General features: G+C 60.8%; 16 protein-coding genes. 12 read left to right on the top strand and 4 right to left on the bottom strand.

Going from position 1 to position 18,337, the window contains the following annotated elements; translation table 11 throughout:
* Positions 1 to 133: 133 nt before the first annotated feature.
* The 4 genes from purE to HU727_RS10540 all read left to right on the top strand — a co-directional run bounded on the left by purE (position 134) and on the right by HU727_RS10540 (position 2,696).
* Positions 134 to 625, top strand: a complete 492-nt coding sequence (purE, locus tag HU727_RS10555; RefSeq protein WP_007954291.1) for a 5-(carboxyamino)imidazole ribonucleotide mutase — start codon at positions 134 to 136, stop codon at positions 623 to 625.
* A gap of 10 nt (positions 626 to 635) precedes the next feature.
* Complete coding sequence (locus HU727_RS10550; protein ID WP_186531127.1) at positions 636 to 1,718, top strand: 5-(carboxyamino)imidazole ribonucleotide synthase; 1,083 nt, start codon at positions 636 to 638, stop codon at positions 1,716 to 1,718.
* A 106-nt stretch (positions 1,719 to 1,824) separates the two neighbouring features.
* A complete protein-coding gene (locus HU727_RS10545; RefSeq protein ID WP_186531125.1) occupies positions 1,825 to 2,070 on the top strand; it encodes a GlsB/YeaQ/YmgE family stress response membrane protein in 246 nt (81 codons plus the stop codon).
* Between the two features lie 89 nt (positions 2,071 to 2,159).
* The gene (locus HU727_RS10540; protein WP_186531124.1) at positions 2,160 to 2,696 is read left to right on the top strand and encodes a DUF3299 domain-containing protein; all 537 of its coding nucleotides are present in this window, start codon (positions 2,160 to 2,162) and stop codon (positions 2,694 to 2,696) included.
* Between the two features lie 121 nt (positions 2,697 to 2,817).
* Here HU727_RS10540 and HU727_RS10535 read toward each other — a convergent pair whose 3' ends face one another.
* Entirely contained in the window at positions 2,818 to 3,717 is a 900-nt protein-coding gene (locus HU727_RS10535) for a D-hexose-6-phosphate mutarotase (RefSeq protein ID WP_186531122.1), read from the bottom strand.
* 55 nt (positions 3,718 to 3,772) lie between these two features.
* The gene (locus HU727_RS10530; protein WP_003229628.1) at positions 3,773 to 4,177 is read right to left on the bottom strand and encodes an acyl-CoA thioesterase; all 405 of its coding nucleotides are present in this window, start codon (positions 4,175 to 4,177) and stop codon (positions 3,773 to 3,775) included.
* Positions 4,178 to 4,553: 376 nt separating this feature from the next.
* Here HU727_RS10530 and HU727_RS10525 point away from each other — a divergent pair, with 376 nt between their 5' ends.
* The 8 genes from HU727_RS10525 (at position 4,554) to HU727_RS10490 (ending at position 15,403) form a co-directional block, all read left to right on the top strand.
* Positions 4,554 to 5,852 (top strand): MFS transporter, encoded by a 1,299-nt coding sequence (locus HU727_RS10525; protein WP_186531120.1) that lies wholly within the window; start codon positions 4,554 to 4,556, stop codon positions 5,850 to 5,852.
* Between the two features lie 234 nt (positions 5,853 to 6,086).
* Positions 6,087 to 7,085 carry a phosphate ABC transporter substrate-binding protein PstS gene (locus HU727_RS10520; RefSeq protein WP_042561820.1) on the top strand — a complete coding sequence of 333 codons (999 nt, stop codon included), beginning with the start codon at positions 6,087 to 6,089 and terminating at the stop codon, positions 7,083 to 7,085.
* Positions 7,086 to 7,558: 473 nt separating this feature from the next.
* Complete coding sequence (locus HU727_RS10515) at positions 7,559 to 9,592, top strand: ABC transporter permease subunit (RefSeq protein ID WP_186531496.1); 2,034 nt, start codon at positions 7,559 to 7,561, stop codon at positions 9,590 to 9,592.
* 16 nt (positions 9,593 to 9,608) lie between these two features.
* The gene (gene pstA / locus HU727_RS10510; RefSeq protein ID WP_186531118.1) at positions 9,609 to 11,279 is read left to right on the top strand and encodes a phosphate ABC transporter permease PstA; all 1,671 of its coding nucleotides are present in this window, start codon (positions 9,609 to 9,611) and stop codon (positions 11,277 to 11,279) included.
* A gap of 169 nt (positions 11,280 to 11,448) precedes the next feature.
* Positions 11,449 to 12,282, top strand: coding sequence for a phosphate ABC transporter ATP-binding protein PstB (gene pstB / locus HU727_RS10505; RefSeq protein WP_186531116.1), 834 nt, complete (start codon positions 11,449 to 11,451; stop codon positions 12,280 to 12,282).
* Positions 12,283 to 12,404: 122 nt separating this feature from the next.
* Positions 12,405 to 13,166, top strand: coding sequence for a phosphate signaling complex protein PhoU (gene phoU, locus HU727_RS10500; RefSeq protein WP_186531114.1), 762 nt, complete (start codon positions 12,405 to 12,407; stop codon positions 13,164 to 13,166).
* 177 nt (positions 13,167 to 13,343) lie between these two features.
* Entirely contained in the window at positions 13,344 to 14,300 is a 957-nt protein-coding gene (locus HU727_RS10495) for a response regulator (protein WP_186531112.1), read from the top strand.
* 206 nt (positions 14,301 to 14,506) lie between these two features.
* Positions 14,507 to 15,403, top strand: coding sequence for a peptidoglycan DD-metalloendopeptidase family protein (locus HU727_RS10490; protein ID WP_186531110.1), 897 nt, complete (start codon positions 14,507 to 14,509; stop codon positions 15,401 to 15,403).
* A gap of 114 nt (positions 15,404 to 15,517) precedes the next feature.
* Here HU727_RS10490 and HU727_RS10485 read toward each other — a convergent pair whose 3' ends face one another.
* Both HU727_RS10485 and phoR read right to left on the bottom strand, forming a co-directional pair.
* Positions 15,518 to 16,858 carry a hemolysin family protein gene (locus HU727_RS10485; protein ID WP_186531108.1) on the bottom strand — a complete coding sequence of 447 codons (1,341 nt, stop codon included), beginning with the start codon at positions 16,856 to 16,858 and terminating at the stop codon, positions 15,518 to 15,520.
* Between the two features lie 122 nt (positions 16,859 to 16,980).
* Positions 16,981 to 18,267, bottom strand: coding sequence for a phosphate regulon sensor histidine kinase PhoR (phoR, locus tag HU727_RS10480; RefSeq protein ID WP_189673735.1), 1,287 nt, complete (start codon positions 18,265 to 18,267; stop codon positions 16,981 to 16,983).
* Positions 18,268 to 18,337: the final 70 nt, after the last annotated feature.

Below are 18,337 nucleotides of genomic sequence, written 5' to 3'. Positions count from 1 at the left end.
CTTTCTTTGCGGTATACTGCGCGGCCTTCGGCCGGCACGTCCGGCCATTTTTCGCACAATCAAGCCACGCAACCTGCGTGGCTTGTTGTTTTATGACGCGCCCGCGGGCGCTCCAGAGAGAAGAGGCGCGACGATGAGTGCACTGGTTGGCGTGATCATGGGCTCCAAGTCCGATTGGTCCACCCTTAGCCACACCGCCGATATGCTGGAAAAGCTCGGCATCCCGTACGAGGTCAAGGTGGTTTCCGCCCACCGCACCCCGGATCTGCTGTTCCAGTACGCCGAAGAGGCTGAAGGCCGCGGCATCGAGGTGATTATCGCCGGTGCCGGCGGTGCAGCCCACTTGCCAGGCATGTGTGCGGCCAAGACCCACCTGCCGGTGCTGGGCGTACCCGTGCAGTCGGCCATGCTCTCGGGCGTCGATTCGCTGCTGTCGATTGTGCAGATGCCAGCTGGCATCCCGGTCGCCACCCTGGCCATCGGCAAGGCCGGCGCGATCAACGCAGCCCTGCTCTCGGCGAGCATCCTCGGCGCCAAGCATCCACAATTCCACGCGGTACTGAAGACCTTCCGTGCCGAGCAGACAGACAGCGTCCTGGACAATCCAGACCCACGTATTGCCTGAGGTTGTTGAGATGAAGATCGGTGTAATCGGTGGCGGCCAGTTGGGTCGCATGTTGGCCCTGGCGGGCACCCCGCTGGGCATGAACTTCGCTTTTCTCGACCCTGCGCCGGACGCCTGTGCTGCCGCGCTGGGCGAACACCTGCGGGCCGATTACGGCGATCAGGATCATCTGCGCCAACTGGCCGATGAAGTGGATCTGGTGACCTTCGAATTTGAAAGCGTTCCGGCGGAAACCGTGGCGTTCCTGTCCCAATTCGTACCGGTGTACCCGAGCGCCGAAGCGCTGCGCATCGCTCGTGACCGCTGGTTCGAAAAGAGCATGTTCAAGGATTTGGGCATTCCGACCCCAGCCTTCGCCGATATTCAATCGCAAGCCGATCTGGACGCGGCCGTTGCCTCCATCGGCCTGCCGGCGGTGTTGAAAACCCGCACGCTGGGTTACGACGGCAAGGGTCAGAAAGTCCTGCGCAAGCCGGAAGACGTCGCGGGCACGTTCGCCGAACTGGGCAGCGTCGCCTGCCTGCTGGAAGGCTTCGTGCCGTTCACCGGTGAAGTCTCGTTGATTGCCGTGCGCGCCCGTGATGGTGAAACGAAGTTCTATCCGCTGGTGCACAACACCCATGACAGCGGGATCCTCAAGCTGTCGGTCGCCAGTACCGATCACCCGTTGCAGGCATTGGCCGAAGACTATTCCAGCCGCGTGCTCAGGCAGCTGGATTACGTCGGCGTAATGGCGTTCGAGTTCTTTGAAGTCGACGGTGGCCTCAAGGCCAACGAAATCGCCCCGCGCGTGCACAATTCCGGGCACTGGACCACCGAAGGCGCCGAGTGCAGCCAGTTCGAAAACCACCTGCGTGCCGTCGCCGGCCTGCCGCTGGGTTCGACGGCCAAGGTCGGCGAAAGCGCGATGCTCAATTTCATCGGCGTTGTACCGCCGGTTGAAAAGGTCATCGCCATCGAAGACTGCCATCTGCATCACTACGGCAAAGCCTTCAAGGCCGGGCGCAAGGTTGGTCACGCCAACCTGCGTTGCGCCGACATGGCCACGCTGCAGGCACAGATCATCAAGGTCCAGGCGCTGATCGCCGAGTAAAACAGTTTCATGTGGCAACGGCGGAACCATTCAGGTGCCGCCGTTCTCTCATGGCAGGATGCCAAAGTCTGACTAGGCTATATCTACCAAATCAGAGGGAAATGTCATGGGAATTATCGGAACCATCTTTATCGGCTTGATCGTCGGCCTGCTGGCTCGGTTTCTGAAGCCTGGCGATGACAGCATGGGCTGGATCATGACCATCCTGCTCGGTATCGGCGGTTCGCTGGCGGCCACTTACGGCGGCCAGGCTCTGGGAATTTACCGCGCGGGCGAAGGTGCCGGTTTCATCGGCGCACTGGTTGGCGCGATCGTGCTGCTGGTGATCTACGGCCTGATCAAAAGGAAGTGATCCAAAGCGACAAAGTCCTCTCTGCCAAACCGGCGGGGAGGGCTAGAATGCTCGGCGATTCAACGTTCCCACCTCTACCGAGCACCTTCATGCGCCGTCTTCTGTTGACTCTCCTTATTCTGGGCAGTGGCTTGGCCCACGCCGGCGAACTGCCGGAAACCGACTGGCTCGAACTGATGCCCAAGTCGGATCAAAAGGCCCTCGAGGCCATGCCCGAAATCGATCACGACACCCCCGAAGCCAACGGCACCTTCACCGAGAAGGGCGGGATGAAGCAGGCCAAAGGTCTGCCGGCGGTGATGTATTCGACCAAAACCGTGGCGTCGATGAACGACCGGCACATCCGCATCGGTGGCTACCCGGTGCCGCTGGAATCCGATGCCAAGGGCCGCAGCACGCTGTTCTTCCTCGTGCCGTATCCCGGCGCCTGCATCCATGTGCCCCCGCCGCCGCCGAATCAACTGGTGCTGGTGCGTTATCCCAAAGGTTTGAAGCTGGACGATATCTACACGCCGCTGTGGGTAACCGGCACGCTGAAAGTCGAAAAGGTCAGCAATGATCTGGCCGACGCGGCGTATGCGCTGGAGGCGGAGAAGGTGCGGGTGGTGCAGGAATCTGATCTCTAAGAGCTGCATAAAACCAATGTGGAGCGAGCTTGCTCGCGAAGGCGGATTGTCAGCGAACGAATGGATCGACTGACCCAACGCATTCGCGAGCAAGCTCGCTCCACAGGGAGTTGTGTATGGCTTAGAGCGGTGTAGCAGCGACGCTGACACCCATCGTATGGCTCGCACCCGGCGCCAGCGTCACCACATCGTCCATCACATTCGCCGTCTCGATGCACAGCATGCGCTGCCAGCCATCGTTGTCCATGTCGGGCAGCGCCGCGGCGCGGTCGACCCACGGGTTCCAGATCACTGCCGTGCGCGAGCCGGTCGAAGTCAGCACGATGCGTCGCTCCCAGACTGGGTCAACGATGCTCAGCTGCTCGGGAACGTTGACGTAGATGCGGTCGGTCTCGCCTTCGAACTTCAGGTCACCTTGCTGGCTGTGAACGTTCCAGTCGTCCAGCGTCTCGATGTAGTTCAGCCCGGCCACGCCATCGACGTGCACATTGCGCACGTCACTGACGGCGAAATAAGTGTGCAGCGCCTGGCTGAGGGTGACGGTCTCGGCGCCACGGTTATGGCTGGTCAGGCTGTAATGCAATCGATCCGACAGATGCAGGGTCAGGGTCAGGTCGACTTCATGGGGCCAGCCCGGCAGGCCACCTTCTGGACGGGGAACCTTGAACTCGACCTTGACGCCGTTGCTTTGCGACTCGATCCCGCCCAATTCCCAGTCCATCGCCCGCACCAGGCCGTGCGCGGCGGCCGGCTGCTCACCGCTGTACATCGCCTGAACGCTGTGCGGGTTGCGTTCGAACTTGCCGAACCACGGCCAGCACACCGGCACGCCGGCGCGAATGCTTTTGCCGGTCTTGAAGTCGGCCTTGTCGTTGAGCCAGATGATCGGCGGCTGGCCATCGATCTGATAACTGAGAATGTGCGCGCCCTGCTGGGCCACCAGCACTTCGGCCTGACCGTGGCGGATGCGCCAGCAATTCAGTTCATCCAGTTTCACGGCTTCAACGTTGGGCGTGTTCATGGGCAATTCTCGATCAGCGACTTGGACGACTATGACCGTAAAACGGCCTCGAGGTTTAACGTGCGCGCGGCGGAACCGAGCGGGTGCGACCGCTGCCGTCGATGGCGACGAAGACGAAAACGGCTTCGGTAACCTTGCGCCATTCGCTGGACAGTGGGTCATCGCTCCACACTTCGACCATCATCTGGATCGAGCTGCGGCCGATTTCCAGGGTCTGGGTATAAAAGGACAACTGCGCGCCGACCGCCACCGGTACCAGAAACGCCATGCGGTCGATGGCCACGGTGGCCACGCGCCCACCGGCGACACGGCTGGCCATTGCGGTGCCGGCCAGGTCCATCTGCGCCACCAGCCAGCCGCCGAAAATATCGCCGAAGCCGTTGGTTTCGCGCGGGAGTGCGGTGATTTGCAGCGCCAGATCGCCTTGCGGGATCGGATCTTCTTGTTCGAGCTCTATCATGCCGGGGGGCCTCTGACCCGTGACTCTTCGTGGGTATTGCGGGTGGTAGCCGTCTTCGGGAAAAACGATTCAACACCGAACACACTGCGTTCGTCACGTTTTCCATCAGGCGCCTAAAGGGAAACTCTGCGAAAAAGGCTAAATCCCGAGCAAAGGGCGGGCCAACAACGTTTTCGCACAGCAACCTCTTACAAAACCTGCGCAGGTGGCGAGTATATCGGTCGATAGACTCCACGACGACCACCCGGTTCTGATTTTGACCGTCAATTACGCGCCTCTATGTGCTTTTTCGAACAATTTGCTATGGTGCCGAACCTGTCCAAGCCACCGCCAGCGTTGTTGTGGCGACAGATTCGACTATAAGAGAAGCCTTGCCATGACCACAGCGCCTTCGAGCCTCGCGCAGCCCGAGCAACCCGCACGACCGTTGACCCGCAATGACTACAAGACTCTGTCGCTGTCCGCCCTTGGGGGGGCGCTGGAGTTTTACGATTTCATCATCTTTGTCTTCTTCGCCACGGTGGTCGGCAAGCTGTTCTTCCCGGCGGACATGCCCGAGTGGCTGCGCCTGATGCAGACCTTTGGCATCTTCGCCGCCGGCTATCTGGCCCGTCCGCTGGGCGGCATCGTCATGGCCCACTTTGGTGATCTGCTGGGGCGCAAGAAAATGTTCACCCTGAGCATTTTCATGATGGCTGTGCCGACGCTGATCATGGGTCTGTTGCCCACTTATGCGCAGATTGGCATCTGGGCGCCGATCCTGTTGCTGCTGATGCGCGTGATCCAGGGTGCGGCGATTGGCGGTGAAGTGCCGGGGGCGTGGGTATTCGTTTCCGAACACGTGCCGCAAAAGCACATCGGTTACGCCTGCGGCACCCTCACCAGCGGTTTGACCGCCGGGATCCTGCTGGGCTCGCTGGTCGCCACGGCAATCAACAGCATTTATACGCCGGCGGAGGTTTCGGATTACGCCTGGCGGATTCCATTCCTGCTCGGCGGCGTGTTCGGTCTGTTTTCGGTTTATCTGCGCCGCTGGCTGCATGAAACCCCGGTTTTTGCCGAGCTGCAACAGCGCAAGGCGCTCGCTGAAGAAGTGCCGCTGCGCGCGGTGTTGCGCGACCATCGCGGCGCGATCGCCATCTCGATGCTGCTGACCTGGCTGTTGTCCGCCGGCGTCGTGGTGGTCATCCTGATGACCCCGACCGTGTTGCAAACGGTCTATCACATCTCGCCCACCACGGCGCTGCAATCCAACAGCCTGGCAATCGTGTTCCTCAGTCTCGGCTGCATCGCGGCCGGCGCACTGGCCGATCGCTTCGGTGCCGGCCGGGTCTTCGTGTTCGGTTGCCTGGGCCTGTTGATCAGCTCCTGGACGTTCTATCACAGCCTTGCCGCCCATCCGGACTGGCTGTTCCCGCTGTACGCGCTGACCGGTCTGCTGGTCGGCACCATCGGCGCGGTGCCGTACGTGATGGTCAAGGCGTTCCCGCCAGTGGTGCGCTTCAGTGGTTTGTCGTTTTCCTACAACGTGGCTTACGCGATTTTCGGTGGGTTGACGCCGATGGTGGTCAGTCTGTTGCTCAAGGAAAGCGCCATGGGCCCGGCCTACTACGTGGCAGTGCTCTGCGGCGTCGGGATTCTGGTTGGCGCGTGGCTGTGGAAGAAGGGGCGCTGATCCGAAGATCTCCTCCTGCAATGCCGGCCTCTTCGCGAGCAGGCTCGCTCCCACTTTTGGAATGCATTTCAACTGTGGGAGCGAGCCTGCTCGCGAATGGGGGTACCACGAATCATCAGTAAAAAAGCGAATACTGGCCTTTCATCCAATTGTCATATTTCAGCCATAGAGTGTTCACACGGCCTGCTGATACTTGGCCCCGACTTAACACACCCTATCTGCTAGGAGTAAGGCATGAAACTGAAGCGTTTGATGGCGGCAATGACTTTTGTCGCTGCTGGCGTTGCGACTGCCAACGCGGTTGCCGCTGTTGACCCTGCTATCCCGAGCTACACCAAGACCACTGGTGTGTCGGGCAACCTGTCCAGCGTCGGCTCCGATACCCTGGCCAACCTCATGACCCTCTGGGCTGAGAACTACAAGAAAGAATACCCGAACGTAAACATCCAGATTCAGGCCGCCGGTTCTTCGACCGCGCCACCTGCGCTGACTGAAGGCACCGCTAACCTGGGCCCGATGAGCCGCAAGATGAAGGACAACGAGCTGCAGGCCTTCGAAACCAAATATGGCTACAAGCCAACCGCTATCCCGGTTGCCGTGGATGCCCTGGCAGTGTTCGTGCACAAGGACAACCCGATCAAGGGTCTGACCATGGAGCAAGTCGACGCGATCTTCTCGTCCACTCGCCTGTGCGGCGCCAAAACCGACGTGAAGACCTGGGGCGACTTGGGTGTGACCGGCGACCTGGCGAACAAGCCGGTTCAGCTGTTCGGTCGTAACTCGGTATCGGGCACTTACGGCTACTTCAAAGAAGAAGCCCTGTGCAAAGGCGACTTCAAGCCAAACGTCAACGAACAACCCGGTTCGGCTTCGGTCGTGCAGTCGATCAGCTCCTCGCTGAACGGCGTTGGCTACTCGGGCATCGGCTACAAGACCGCTAGCGTGAAAACCGTAGCGCTGGCCAAGAAAGGCAGCACCGATTTCATCGAAGACACCGAAGAAAACGCCCTGAACGGCAAGTACCCGCTGTCGCGCTTCCTCTACGTGTACGTCAACAAGGCGCCGAACAAGCCTCTGGCCCCGCTGGAAGCCGAGTTCGTGAAGCTGATCCTGTCCAAACAGGGCCAGGAAGTTGTAGTGAAAGACGGCTACATCCCGCTGCCAGCCAAGGTCGCTGCAAAAGCACTGGCTGACCTGGGTCTGCAAGAAGGCGGCGCTGTCGCCAAGAAGTAACAAAGACTGAATCGCAGGTAATCTGCGGTTCATGGTGGGAGCGAGCCTGCTCGCGAAGAGGGCGTCACATTCAATATCAATGTGACTGACCCAGCGTTTTCGCGAGCAGGCTCGCTCCCACATTCACCAAATTTTCGACTCCGCTGCCAGGCCCTCCTGGTGGCGGATTTGCTGCGTCACTGCATTGTCATCTTTCTGTCATACAGGATCGCTAGGGTGTGCGCATGAATGATCTGGCCAATTCCCCAATGACTACTAATCCTCCCAAGCGCATTGACTTCAATACGCCTGAGCTGCAACGCAAGCGCCGCATTCGCGCGCTCAAGGATCGCTTCACTCGCTGGTACGTCCTCGTCGGCGGCCTGGCGGTGCTGGCAGCCATTACCCTGATCTTTTTCTTCCTCGCTTACGTGGTTGCGCCGCTGTTCAAAGGCGCCGACCTGACGGCGAAAGATGCCATCACCCCAGCCTGGATGCAGGACGCCGGCAAGCCGCTGATGATTTCGCTCGAAGAGCAGAATCAGGTGGCCATGCGCGTTTCCGACAAGGGCCAGGCGCTGTTTTTCGATCTGGACAGTGGCGCTGAACTCAAGCGCGTCGATCTGCCGTTGCCGGCAGGCGCGACCGTGACCTCCATTGGTGAAGACCAGCCCGGTCATCCGCTGGTGGCGGTGGGCCTGTCCAACGGTCAGGCACTGGTGTTCCGTCACACCTACAAAGTCACCTACCCGGATGGCAAGAAAACCATCAGCCCGGCGATTGAATTCCCGTACGGCGAGGCGCCGATCGCGCTCAACGAAAGCGGCGGGGCGCTGGAGCATGTCAGCCTCAACGCTACCGATACGACGCTGATGCTGGTCGGCTCCACCGGTTCGCAACTCAACGTGCTGTCGCTCACCAGCGAAGAAAACCTGATGACGGGCGAAGTCACCAACGAGCAGAAGCGTATCGATCTGCCGCAGATGACCGAGCCGGTGAAAAACATCTTCGTCGACCCGCGCCAGCAATGGTTGTACGTGGTCAACGGCCGTGCACAGGCCGATGTGTTCAGCCTGCGCGACAAGAGCCTCAACGGTCGCTACAAACTGCTGGAGAACGCTGACGCCGAAGTCACTGCCGCCACGCAATTGGTCGGTGGTATCTCGCTGATCGTCGGCGACTCGAAGGGTGGCCTGGCCCAATGGTTCATGGCCCGCGACACCGATGGCGAGTTGCGTCTGAAGCAGATCCGCACATTCCAGATGGGCAAATCGCCAATCGTCGAAATATCTGCCGAAGAGCGCCGCAAGGGCTTCCTCGCGCTGGATGCCGACGGCAAGCTCGGCGTATTCCACAGCACCGCGCACCGCACGCTGCTCGTCGATCAGGTTGTCGAAGGTCAGGGCCTGTTCGGTCTGTCGCCACGTGCCAACCGTGTGATCGTCGAGGCCAATGGCAAGCTGCAACCGCTGCTGCTCGATAACCCGCACCCGGAAGTTTCCTGGAGCGCGTTGTGGAGCAAGGTCTGGTACGAGAACTACGACGAGCCGAAATACGTCTGGCAATCGACCGCCGCCAACACCGATTTCGAACCTAAGCTGAGCCTCTCGCCACTGACCTTCGGCACCCTGAAAGCCGCGTTCTACGCGATGCTGCTGGCGGCTCCGCTGGCCGTTGCTGCGGCGATCTACACCGCGTACTTCATGGCCCCCGGCATGCGCCGCAAGGTCAAACCGGTGATCGAGCTGATGGAAGCGATGCCGACGGTGATCCTCGGTTTCTTCGCCGGTCTGTTCCTCGCCCCGTATGTGGAAGGTCACTTGCCGGGCATCTTCAGTCTGCTGATGCTCCTGCCGATCGGCATTCTGGTGGCCGGATTCGGTTTCAGCCGCCTGCCTGAGTCGATCCGCCTCAGAGTCCCGGACGGCTGGGAAAGCGCGCTGCTGATTCCAGTGATTCTGTTTGTGGGCTGGCTGTCGTTGTACATGAGCCCGTACATGGAGAACTGGTTCTTCGGCGGTGACATGCGCATGTGGATCTCCCACGACCTGGGCATCACCTACGACCAGCGCAACGCCCTGGTAGTCGGCCTGGCCATGGGTTTTGCGGTGATTCCGAACATCTACTCGATCGCCGAAGACGCCGTGTTCAGCGTGCCGCGCGGTCTGACCCTCGGTTCCCTGGCCCTCGGCGCTACGCCATGGCAGACCATGACCCGTGTGGTCATCCTGACCGCCAGCCCGGGTATTTTCTCGGCGCTGATGATCGGCATGGGCCGTGCGGTTGGCGAAACCATGATCGTGCTGATGGCCACCGGCAACACGCCGGTCATGGAAATGAACCTGTTCGAAGGTCTGCGCACCCTGGCCGCCAACGTCGCGGTGGAAATGCCCGAGTCGGAAGTCGGCGGCAGCCACTACCGCGTGCTGTTCCTCTCGGCGCTGGTGCTGCTGTTGTTCACCTTCGTCATGAACACCCTGGCAGAACTGATTCGTCAGCGTCTGCGCAAGAAATACTCGTCGCTTTAAGCAAAGGTAGAAGTCTGTGAAACAGAACTCCCTGAAAGGATGGTTCAAGAGCGGCGCCCCGGGCGTCTGGATCAGCGGTGGCGCGGTGTCCATCGCGGTCATCATGACCATTGGCCTGCTGGCAGTGATTGCCGTACGCGGTCTGGGTCACTTCTGGCCGGCGGATCTGATCCACGCCAGCTACGACGTGCCGGGCCAGGCCCAGCACCTTGTCGTCGGCGAAGTGGTACAGAAAGAAGAAGTGCCGCGCGCCCGTCTGAAAAGCGCCGGTTTGCCGGTGCCGGACGAGGGTCCGGAATTCATGACCCGCGAGCTGATCAAGGTCGGCAACCGTGACCTGAACGGCAGCGACTTCACCTGGATCGTCGGCGAGTGGCTGACCAACCAGAAAACGCCGCCGGAGCTGATGGCGATCGAACGTCGCGAGTGGGGCAACTTCTACGGCTACCTGGTCAACGTCAAACAGGACGGCAAGGTCATCGCCGAAGGCGAAGCCGCCTGGCCGGAGCTGCAAGCGCGGATCGACCGCGTCAACGGCCTTGCCGCACAGCTGAAAACCCTGGAGAAAGTCGATATCGGCGCGATCAACGCCGGCCTCGAGCGCATCCGTCTGCAGGGCCGCAAGCTGGAGCTGGAAGGCAAACTCGACGCCACCGCACAAGCGGACATGGAATCGGAGCGCGCCGAGCTCAATGCCCGTTATCAGGACATCGAAGCCCGTCTGGCCGACCTGCATGCGCAGTTCAACCGCGACGCTCTGACCGCACGCGATGCCAACGGCAAAGAGATCGAGATCGATTTGGGCAAGGTGGTTCACGCCTACCAGCCGAACGCGATGAGTACCTTCACCAAGGTCGGTTTCTACTTCAGCAAGATCTGGGAATTTCTCTCGGACGATCCACGTGAAGCGAACACCGAAGGCGGGATTTTCCCGGCCATCTTCGGCACCGTGATGATGACGCTGATCATGGCGATGATCGTGACGCCGTTCGGTGTGCTGGCGGCCGTTTATCTGCGTGAATATGCCAAGCAGAACACCCTGACCCGGATCATCCGGATCGCGGTGAACAATCTCGCCGGCGTACCGGCGATCGTTTACGGCGTGTTCGGTCTGGGCTTCTTCGTTTACGTACTCGGTGGTTCGGTTGACCGCTTGTTCTTCCCGGAAGCACTGCCGGCGCCGACCTTCGGTACGCCAGGCCTGCTCTGGGCTTCGTTGACCCTGGCGCTGCTGGCGGTGCCGGTGGTGATCGTGGCAACCGAAGAAGGTCTGGCGCGGATTCCCCGTACCGTGCGTGAAGGTTCGCTGGCACTGGGCGCCACCAAGGCGGAAACCTTGTGGAAGATCGTCATCCCGATGGCCAGCCCGGCCATGATGACCGGCATGATCCTCGCGGTGGCCCGTGCCGCCGGTGAGGTGGCGCCGTTGATGCTGGTGGGCGTGGTGAAACTGGCGCCGTCGCTGCCGGTAGACGGCAACTACCCGTACCTGCACCTGGATCAGAAGATCATGCACCTGGGCTTCCATATTTATGACGTTGGCTTCCAGAGCCCGAACGTCGAAGCGGCCCGCCCGCTGGTTTACGCCACGGCGCTGTTGCTGGTGCTGGTGATTGCAACGCTGAACCTGTCGGCGGTGTATATCCGTAACCACCTGCGCGAAAAATACAAAGCGCTGGATAGCTAAGGACGACGCGAATCCTGTGGGAGCGAGCTTGCTCGCGAAGCTTTTGGCGGCCTTAAGGGCCCCTTCGCGAGCAAGCTCGCTCCCACATTGAACCGCGTCCACTGGAATATTGATGGAAGCTGCAACAAGCAGTGTTCCGAACCGAATTTGTCAGCACAGGGAGCCTCCCATGCAGCACGAAACACATAGCCACGGCATCAACATGTCTGCCCTGGGCCGCGACAAGCAGAGCCTGAACCTGGCGCAGGAAACCGTTGCCATCGAAGTGCCGGGCCTGAGCCTGTACTACGGCGAGAAACAAGCGCTGTTCGATGTCAGCATGAACATCCCGAAACAGCGCGTGACCGCCTTCATTGGCCCGTCCGGCTGCGGCAAGTCGACGCTGCTGCGCACCTTCAACCGCATGAACGACCTGGTGGACGGTTGCCGTGTCGAAGGCGCGATCAACCTCTACGGCAACAACATCTATCGCAAGGGCGAAGACGTTGCCGAGCTGCGTCGTCGCGTTGGCATGGTGTTCCAGAAGCCGAACCCGTTCCCGAAAACCATTTACGAGAACGTTGTCTACGGCCTGCGCATCCAGGGCATCAACAAGAAGCGCATCCTCGACGAAGCGGTCGAGTGGGCGCTCAAGGGCGCGGCGCTGTGGGACGAGGTCAAAGACCGTCTGCATGAATCCGCCCTCGGCCTGTCCGGTGGTCAACAGCAACGTCTGGTGATCGCTCGCACCATCGCCGTGGAGCCGGAAGTCTTGCTGCTCGACGAACCGTGCTCGGCCCTCGATCCGATCTCGACCCTTAAGGTCGAAGAACTGATCTACGAGCTGAAGTCCAAGTTCACCATCGTCATCGTGACCCACAACATGCAACAGGCCGCGCGGGTTTCCGATTACACGGCGTTCATGTACATGGGCAAGCTGGTCGAGTTTGGCGACACCGACACCCTCTTCACCAACCCGGCGAAGAAGCAGACCGAAGACTACATCACCGGTCGTTATGGCTAGTCGAGGCAGCTACAAGCCGCAAGCTTCAAGCGGCAAGTTGGCAGCGGTGCGATTTACAGGACTTACACATAACTGCTTGAAGCTTGCAGCTTGAAGCTTGCAACTTTCGCGGAGCGAACAAGATGATTTCAAAAGAAGGCCTTACCCACCACATTTCCGCGCAGTTCAACGCCGAACTGGAAGAAGTGCGCAGCCACCTGCTGGCCATGGGCGGGCTGGTCGAGAAGCAGGTCAACGACGCGGTCACGGCGCTGATCGAGGCTGACTCCGGCCTGGCTCAGCAGGTGCGCGAGATCGATGACCAGATCAACCAGATGGAACGCAACATCGACGAGGAATGCCTGCGCATTCTCGCCCGCCGTCAGCCGGCGGCGTCCGACCTGCGTTTGATCATCAGCATCTCCAAGTCGGTGATCGACCTTGAGCGCATCGGCGACGAAGCGACCAAGATCGCCCGCCGCGCGATTCAACTGTGCGAAGAAGGCGAAGCGCCGCGCGGTTATGTCGAGGTTCGCCACATCGGCGACCAGGTACGCAACATGGTCCGCGATGCACTGGACGCCTTTGCCCGCTTCGACGCCGATCTGGCGTTGTCGGTGGCGCAATACGACAAAATCATCGACCGCGAATACAAGACCGCGCTGCGCGAGCTGGCCACCTACATGATGGAAGATCCGCGCTCCATCTCGCGCGTGCTGAGCATCATCTGGGTGCTGCGTTCGCTGGAGCGTATCGGCGACCATGCGCGCAATATCTCGGAATTGGTGATTTACCTGGTGCGCGGCACGGACGTGCGGCACATGGGCCTCAAGCGCATGAAAGAAGAAGTTGAAGGCACAAGTGGTGAAACCGCTAATGTTCCGGGCGAAGCTGACGATAAGTAAGATTGCCTGAGAAAAGCGCCCGGCCCTTTGGCCGGGCGTTTTTGTTTGGGCTTTTGAGCAGGAAATCGAATTAAAAGCAGCACCCGCGAACGAAAAGTCCCGGCGTGACTGAAAAGTTTTGGCAGAGTGCCATCATTCAAGCGTTATGCTTGCCGGGATTTTTTTTAGGGGTGTTGGATGAGCAAGATCAGTGTGTTGGTCGTGGACGATGCTTCGTTCATTCGTGACCTGGTGAAAAAGTGCCTGCGTAATTACTTCCCGGGGATCCGCACCGAGGACGCCATCAACGGGAAAAAGGCCCAGGCCATGCTGGCCCGCGAAGCCTTCGACCTGGTGTTGTGCGACTGGGAAATGCCGGAAATGTCCGGCCTCGAACTGCTGACCTGGTGCCGCGAGCAAGAAAATCTCAAGACCATGCCGTTCGTCATGGTCACCAGCCGTGGCGACAAGGAAAACGTTGTGCAGGCGATTCAGGCCGGCGTTTCCGGCTACGTCAGCAAGCCGTTCACCAACGAGCAACTGCTGACCAAGGTCAAGCAGGCGCTGAACAAGGTCGGCAAGCTCGACACTCTGATGAACAGCGCACCGACCAAAATGAATTCGGCGTTCGGCAATGATTCGTTGAGCGCCTTGACCGGCGGCAAGCCTGCGGTGGTCGGTGGTGCCCCGGCAGCCGCTGCGGTCAACCCGTTTGCCAAGCCCGCCGCTGCTGCGCCTGCACCGGCTGCTGCGCCGTCGCGCGGTTTGCTCAACAGCCCGCCCGTGCAGGCACCTGCCGCGTCGAAAGCGCCGGTCGGTGGTCGCGGCCAGGGCCAGCTGCGCCTGCCAAGCGGCACGCAGCAGTGCGTGATCAAGGCGCTGAGCATCAAGGAAGCGCTGCTGGTGGTGAAGCGCACCGAGACCCTGCCGCAGATCCTCGACAGCGCCGTGCTGGATCTGGAGCAGGGCGACAACGCCGAAATCGCCCGCCTCAATGGGTATTTGCATGCGATCGTCGCCCACGAACAGAAACCCGACAGCGACTGGCTGCAACTGACCTTCCGCTTCGTCGATCAGGACGCGCAGAAGCTCGACTACATCTCCCGCCTGATTGCCCGTGGCACGGCGCAGAAGCATTTCGTACCCGGCGCGTAATCTTCGTCGCCTGACACACCGCTTTCGCGAGCAGGCTCGCTCCCACAGGGATCACATCGAACCTGTGGGAGCGAGCCTGCTCGCGAAGGGGCCATCCGCAGCGCACCGATCTTGCGCACTGCCCATTCTGAAACATCTGCCGACTACGCTGGTCTGTCTCAACTGCTAGGCTGATTCCCAGGCCTCACTTCGACAGACTTTTGCCCATGCTCGCGCGCCTGCTGTTTTTCTGTGGTCTTTGCCTGGCCTCCCAACTGGCTGTGGCCATGACCATCTACAAATCCACCGATGCCAATGGCGTGGTCTCGTACAGCGACCGCCCGAGCAAAGGCTCGCAGGTGTTCGTGTTTCAGGACCGCATGGTCGAGCGCCTGGATCGGCAGGTGTACCTGGACATCAAGAAGCAAAAGGGCGTCGACATCGTGTTTGCGCGCAACGACCTGTATGCGCCGGTCGAGGTTGCCCTGGCATTTATCGGCATGAGCAACGTGCGTGGCGCGCCGGCCAAAACGATTCGTCGGGTATTGCCGGCGCGCAGCAACACCCGTCTGGCGCTGCTGACGGCGATTAGCGGCGATAAGCCGCTGGTGTACTCGCCGCAGTTCCAGTATTCGCTGGGCGACCCCGCTGGCACCGCGCAGAGCTATCGCTATCCGTTGCCCTGGCGTGGTGGACCGTTCCGCCTCAGCCAGGGTGCCAACGGCCAGTACAGCCACTACGGACCGAAGAACCGCTACGCCATGGACATCGCCATGCCGGTGGGCACGCCGATTATCGCGGCGCGAGCCGGGGTGGTGGTAAAAACCGAGAATTCACAGAGTGGGCGCGGCACCGATGCGTCCGGCAACTTCGTCCGGGTGCTGCACGATGACGGCACCATGGGCGTTTACCTGCATCTCAAACAGGGTTCGGTGAGCGTGCGCGAAGGGCAGCGGGTCAAGGTCGGTAGCCCGTTGGCGTTGTCGGGCAACACCGGCAACAGCAGCGGCCCGCACCTGCACTTTGTGGTGCAGCGCAATACCGGGGAAGGGCTGGTGTCGATTCCGTATCAGTTCAACCAGCCGCTGGGGGCGCTGCCCAACTTTGCGCTGGGCAAGCAGTAACGCGGTGTAGGATCTGACGCCTTCGCGAGCAGGCTCGCTCCCACATTTGAAATGCATTCCAGAGTGGGAGCGAGCCTGCTCGCGAAGAAAACGGCGCGGTGCCGGATCAGTCGATCAATCCAGCATCAACACCTTGGCCAGGACGATCTTCGGCCCTTTCATCTTCTTGATGATGATGCGCAGGCCTTCGACTTCCAGCACTTCTTCCTCTTCCGGCACGCGCTTGAGGGTTTCATAGACCAGCCCGGCGAGGGTCTCCGCCTCAATGTGGTCGAGGTCGATGCCCAGCAGGCGCTCGACCTTGAACAGCGGCGTATCGCCGCGCACCAGCAGCTTGCCCGGCTGATAGGCGAGAATCCCGCGCTCGGCCTTGCGGTGTTCGTCCTGGATGTCGCCGACCAGCACTTCCAGCACGTCTTCCATGGTCAGGTAACCGATGATGTTGCCGTCGGCCTCCTCGACCACGGCGAAGTGCGAACCACCCTTGCGAAACTGCTCCAGCAGCTGCGACAGCGGCATGTGCCGCGAGACGCGCTCCAATGGGCGTGTCAGCTCGGCAAGGTTGAACGACTCGGGAATATGGTCCAGTGCCGCCAGTTCCAGCAGCAGATCCTTGATGTGCAGCAGGCCGACGAACTCCTGGCGCTCGCTGTCGTACACCGGATAACGGCTGAACTTGTGGCGACGGAACATCGCCAGGATTTCCTTCAGCGGCGCGTTGAACTCCAGGGTGATCAGGTCTTCCCGGGAGTTGGCCCAGTCGACCACTTCCAGCTCGCCCATCTCCACCGCCGAAGCCAGCACGCGCATGCCTTGGTCGCTCGGGTCCTGGCCACGGCTGGAGTGCAGGATCAGCTTGAGTTCTTCACGGCTGTAATGATGTTCGTGGTGCGGGCCGGGTTCACCCTGGCCGGCGATACGCAGAATCGCGTTGGCGCTGGCATTGAGCAGGTAAATGGCCGGGTACATCGCCCAGTAGAACAGATACAGCGGCACCGCCGTCCACAGGGACAACAGCTCGGGTTTGCGGATCGCCCACGACTTCGGAGCCAGCTCGCCGACCACGATGTGCAGATACGAAATGATGAAAAACGCGGTGAAGAACGACACGCCCTTTATGATTTCCGGCGATTGCACGCCGACCGCACTCAGCAGCGGCTCAAGGATGTGCGCGAACGCCGGCTCGCCGACCCAGCCCAGGCCAAGGGAGGCCAGGGTGATACCGAGCTGACACGCCGACAGGTAGGCATCGAGCTGGCTGTGCACGGTGCGCAGGATGTGCCCGCGCCAGCCGTGTTGTTCAGCGATGGCCTCGACCCGGGTCGAGCGCAGCTTGACCATGGCGAATTCCGCCGCAACGAAAAAGCCGTTGAGCAATACCAGGATCAGAGCAAAAAGGATCATGCCGAAGTCGGCAAAAATTGTAGCGAGGGACAAGCCAGGGGAAGGGTCCATGATGGAGTTTTGCGGGTTCCGTTTGATTCAAGAGAGGTGCAGATAGCGCCTGAAAGGCAGGCGCAAGTCAGCCAATGTAGCGGCTGACTCTGCGATTGCCTAGTGGCGTGTGCCGGGCGGCATCACTCGGCGGCGCTGATTGCCCGTGCGCTGGCCACCTGGGCCGGGGCGAAATGGCAGGTGAACGTACTGCCATGGCCGGGCACGCTGCTGATCTCCATCCGTGCACGGTGGCGCAGCAACACATGCTTGACGATGGCCAGGCCCAGCCCGGTGCCGCCGGTGTTGGAGTTTCGGCTCGAGTCGACGCGATAGAAGCGCTCGGTCAGGCGCGGCAAGTGTTTGCTGTCGATTCCGATCCCGGAATCCTGAACGCTCAGGTGCGCGCCCTGAGCATCGCCCCACCAGCGCACGCGAATGTTGCCTTCGGCCGGCGTGTATTTCACCGCGTTGAACACCAGGTTGGAGAACGCGCTGCGCAGCTCCGCTTCGCTGCCCTTGAGCAACACATTGGCGTCAGCTTCAAGCGTGATGTGCTGGCTTTTCGCGCCGGACAATTGCTGCGCATCACTGCTGATCGATTGCAGCAGCGTGTCGATTTGCACCGGATGGTTGTCGGACGGGTAATCCGTGGCTTCCAGTTTCGCCAACAGCAAAAGGTCGTTGAGCAGCGTCTGCATGCGCCCGCCCTGTTGCTGCATTTGCTGCAACGCGCGACTCCAGCGCGGGTTCACTTCTTCGACGTTGTCGAGCAGGGTTTCCAGATAGCCGCAGATCACTGTCAACGGGGTGCGCAATTCGTGGGAGACATTGGCGATGAAGTCTTTGCGCATCTGTTCCAACTGATGAATACGGGTGACGTCGCGCACCAGCATCAGGTGTTCATTGTTGCCGTAGCGGGTCAGGTACAGCTGAATGCGCACGCGATCGTTGGTCGGCGAGGGGATTTCCAGCGGTTCGGCGAAGCTGTCCTGCTCGAAGTATTCCTTGAAGCGCGGATGCCGCACCAGGTTGGTCACGGGCTGGCCGCTGTCCTGCGGGGTCTTGAGACCGAGCAGCGTTTCAGCCGCGCGGTTCCACCATTCCAGGTTGCCGTCACTGTCGAGCATGATCACGGCGTCTTTGAGCGCGGCCGTGGATTCCTGCACCCGATCGATGACCGCTTGCAGGCGCCCGCGCACCCGTTGATCGCGGCGCTGCAGATGATAGATGCTGTCGAATACTTCGCCCCACAGGCCATAGCCATCGGGCGGTGCTTCGTCGGGTTGGTGCTGGCGCAGCCATTCGTGCAGACGCAGCAGTTGCTTGAGGGTCCAGGCCAGGTAAAGGCCCAGGCCCGCCGCCAGGCTCCAGCCGTAGTAGCCGGTGATCAGGCCGATCACCAGGCAAGCGGTGACCAGCAAAAGCATGTGGCGAATCAGGGTGCCATGCCAATTTTGATTCACGGTCGGTACGGTCCTTGTCAGCGAGTCTTGCGGG

Origin of the sequence: Pseudomonas khorasanensis, from assembly GCF_014268505.2 — a bacterium.
Classification (GTDB): domain Bacteria; phylum Pseudomonadota; class Gammaproteobacteria; order Pseudomonadales; family Pseudomonadaceae; genus Aquipseudomonas; species Aquipseudomonas khorasanensis.
The sequence above is the reverse complement of the archived record's forward strand: the minus strand, read 5'-3'. Positions and strand labels throughout refer to the sequence as shown.

Excerpts from the sequence above, each read along its gene's own strand:
- purE (WP_007954291.1), top strand. The coding sequence starts at position 134 with ATGAGTGCACTGGTTGGCGTGATCATGGGCTCCAAGTCCGATTGGTCC.
- HU727_RS10550 (WP_186531127.1), top strand. The coding sequence starts at position 636 with ATGAAGATCGGTGTAATCGGTGGCGGCCAGTTGGGTCGCATGTTGGCC.
- HU727_RS10545 (WP_186531125.1), top strand. The coding sequence starts at position 1,825 with ATGGGAATTATCGGAACCATCTTTATCGGCTTGATCGTCGGCCTGCTG.
- HU727_RS10540 (WP_186531124.1), top strand. The coding sequence starts at position 2,160 with ATGCGCCGTCTTCTGTTGACTCTCCTTATTCTGGGCAGTGGCTTGGCC.
- HU727_RS10535 (WP_186531122.1), bottom strand. The coding sequence starts at position 3,717 with ATGAACACGCCCAACGTTGAAGCCGTGAAACTGGATGAACTGAATTGC.
- HU727_RS10530 (WP_003229628.1), bottom strand. The coding sequence starts at position 4,177 with ATGATAGAGCTCGAACAAGAAGATCCGATCCCGCAAGGCGATCTGGCG.
- HU727_RS10525 (WP_186531120.1), top strand. The coding sequence starts at position 4,554 with ATGACCACAGCGCCTTCGAGCCTCGCGCAGCCCGAGCAACCCGCACGA.
- HU727_RS10520 (WP_042561820.1), top strand. The coding sequence starts at position 6,087 with ATGAAACTGAAGCGTTTGATGGCGGCAATGACTTTTGTCGCTGCTGGC.
- HU727_RS10515 (WP_186531496.1), top strand. The coding sequence starts at position 7,559 with ATGCAGGACGCCGGCAAGCCGCTGATGATTTCGCTCGAAGAGCAGAAT.
- pstB (WP_186531116.1), top strand. The coding sequence starts at position 11,449 with ATGCAGCACGAAACACATAGCCACGGCATCAACATGTCTGCCCTGGGC.
- phoU (WP_186531114.1), top strand. The coding sequence starts at position 12,405 with ATGATTTCAAAAGAAGGCCTTACCCACCACATTTCCGCGCAGTTCAAC.
- HU727_RS10495 (WP_186531112.1), top strand. The coding sequence starts at position 13,344 with ATGAGCAAGATCAGTGTGTTGGTCGTGGACGATGCTTCGTTCATTCGT.
- HU727_RS10490 (WP_186531110.1), top strand. The coding sequence starts at position 14,507 with ATGCTCGCGCGCCTGCTGTTTTTCTGTGGTCTTTGCCTGGCCTCCCAA.
- HU727_RS10485 (WP_186531108.1), bottom strand. The coding sequence starts at position 16,858 with ATGGACCCTTCCCCTGGCTTGTCCCTCGCTACAATTTTTGCCGACTTC.
- phoR (WP_189673735.1), bottom strand. The coding sequence starts at position 18,267 with ATGCTTTTGCTGGTCACCGCTTGCCTGGTGATCGGCCTGATCACCGGC.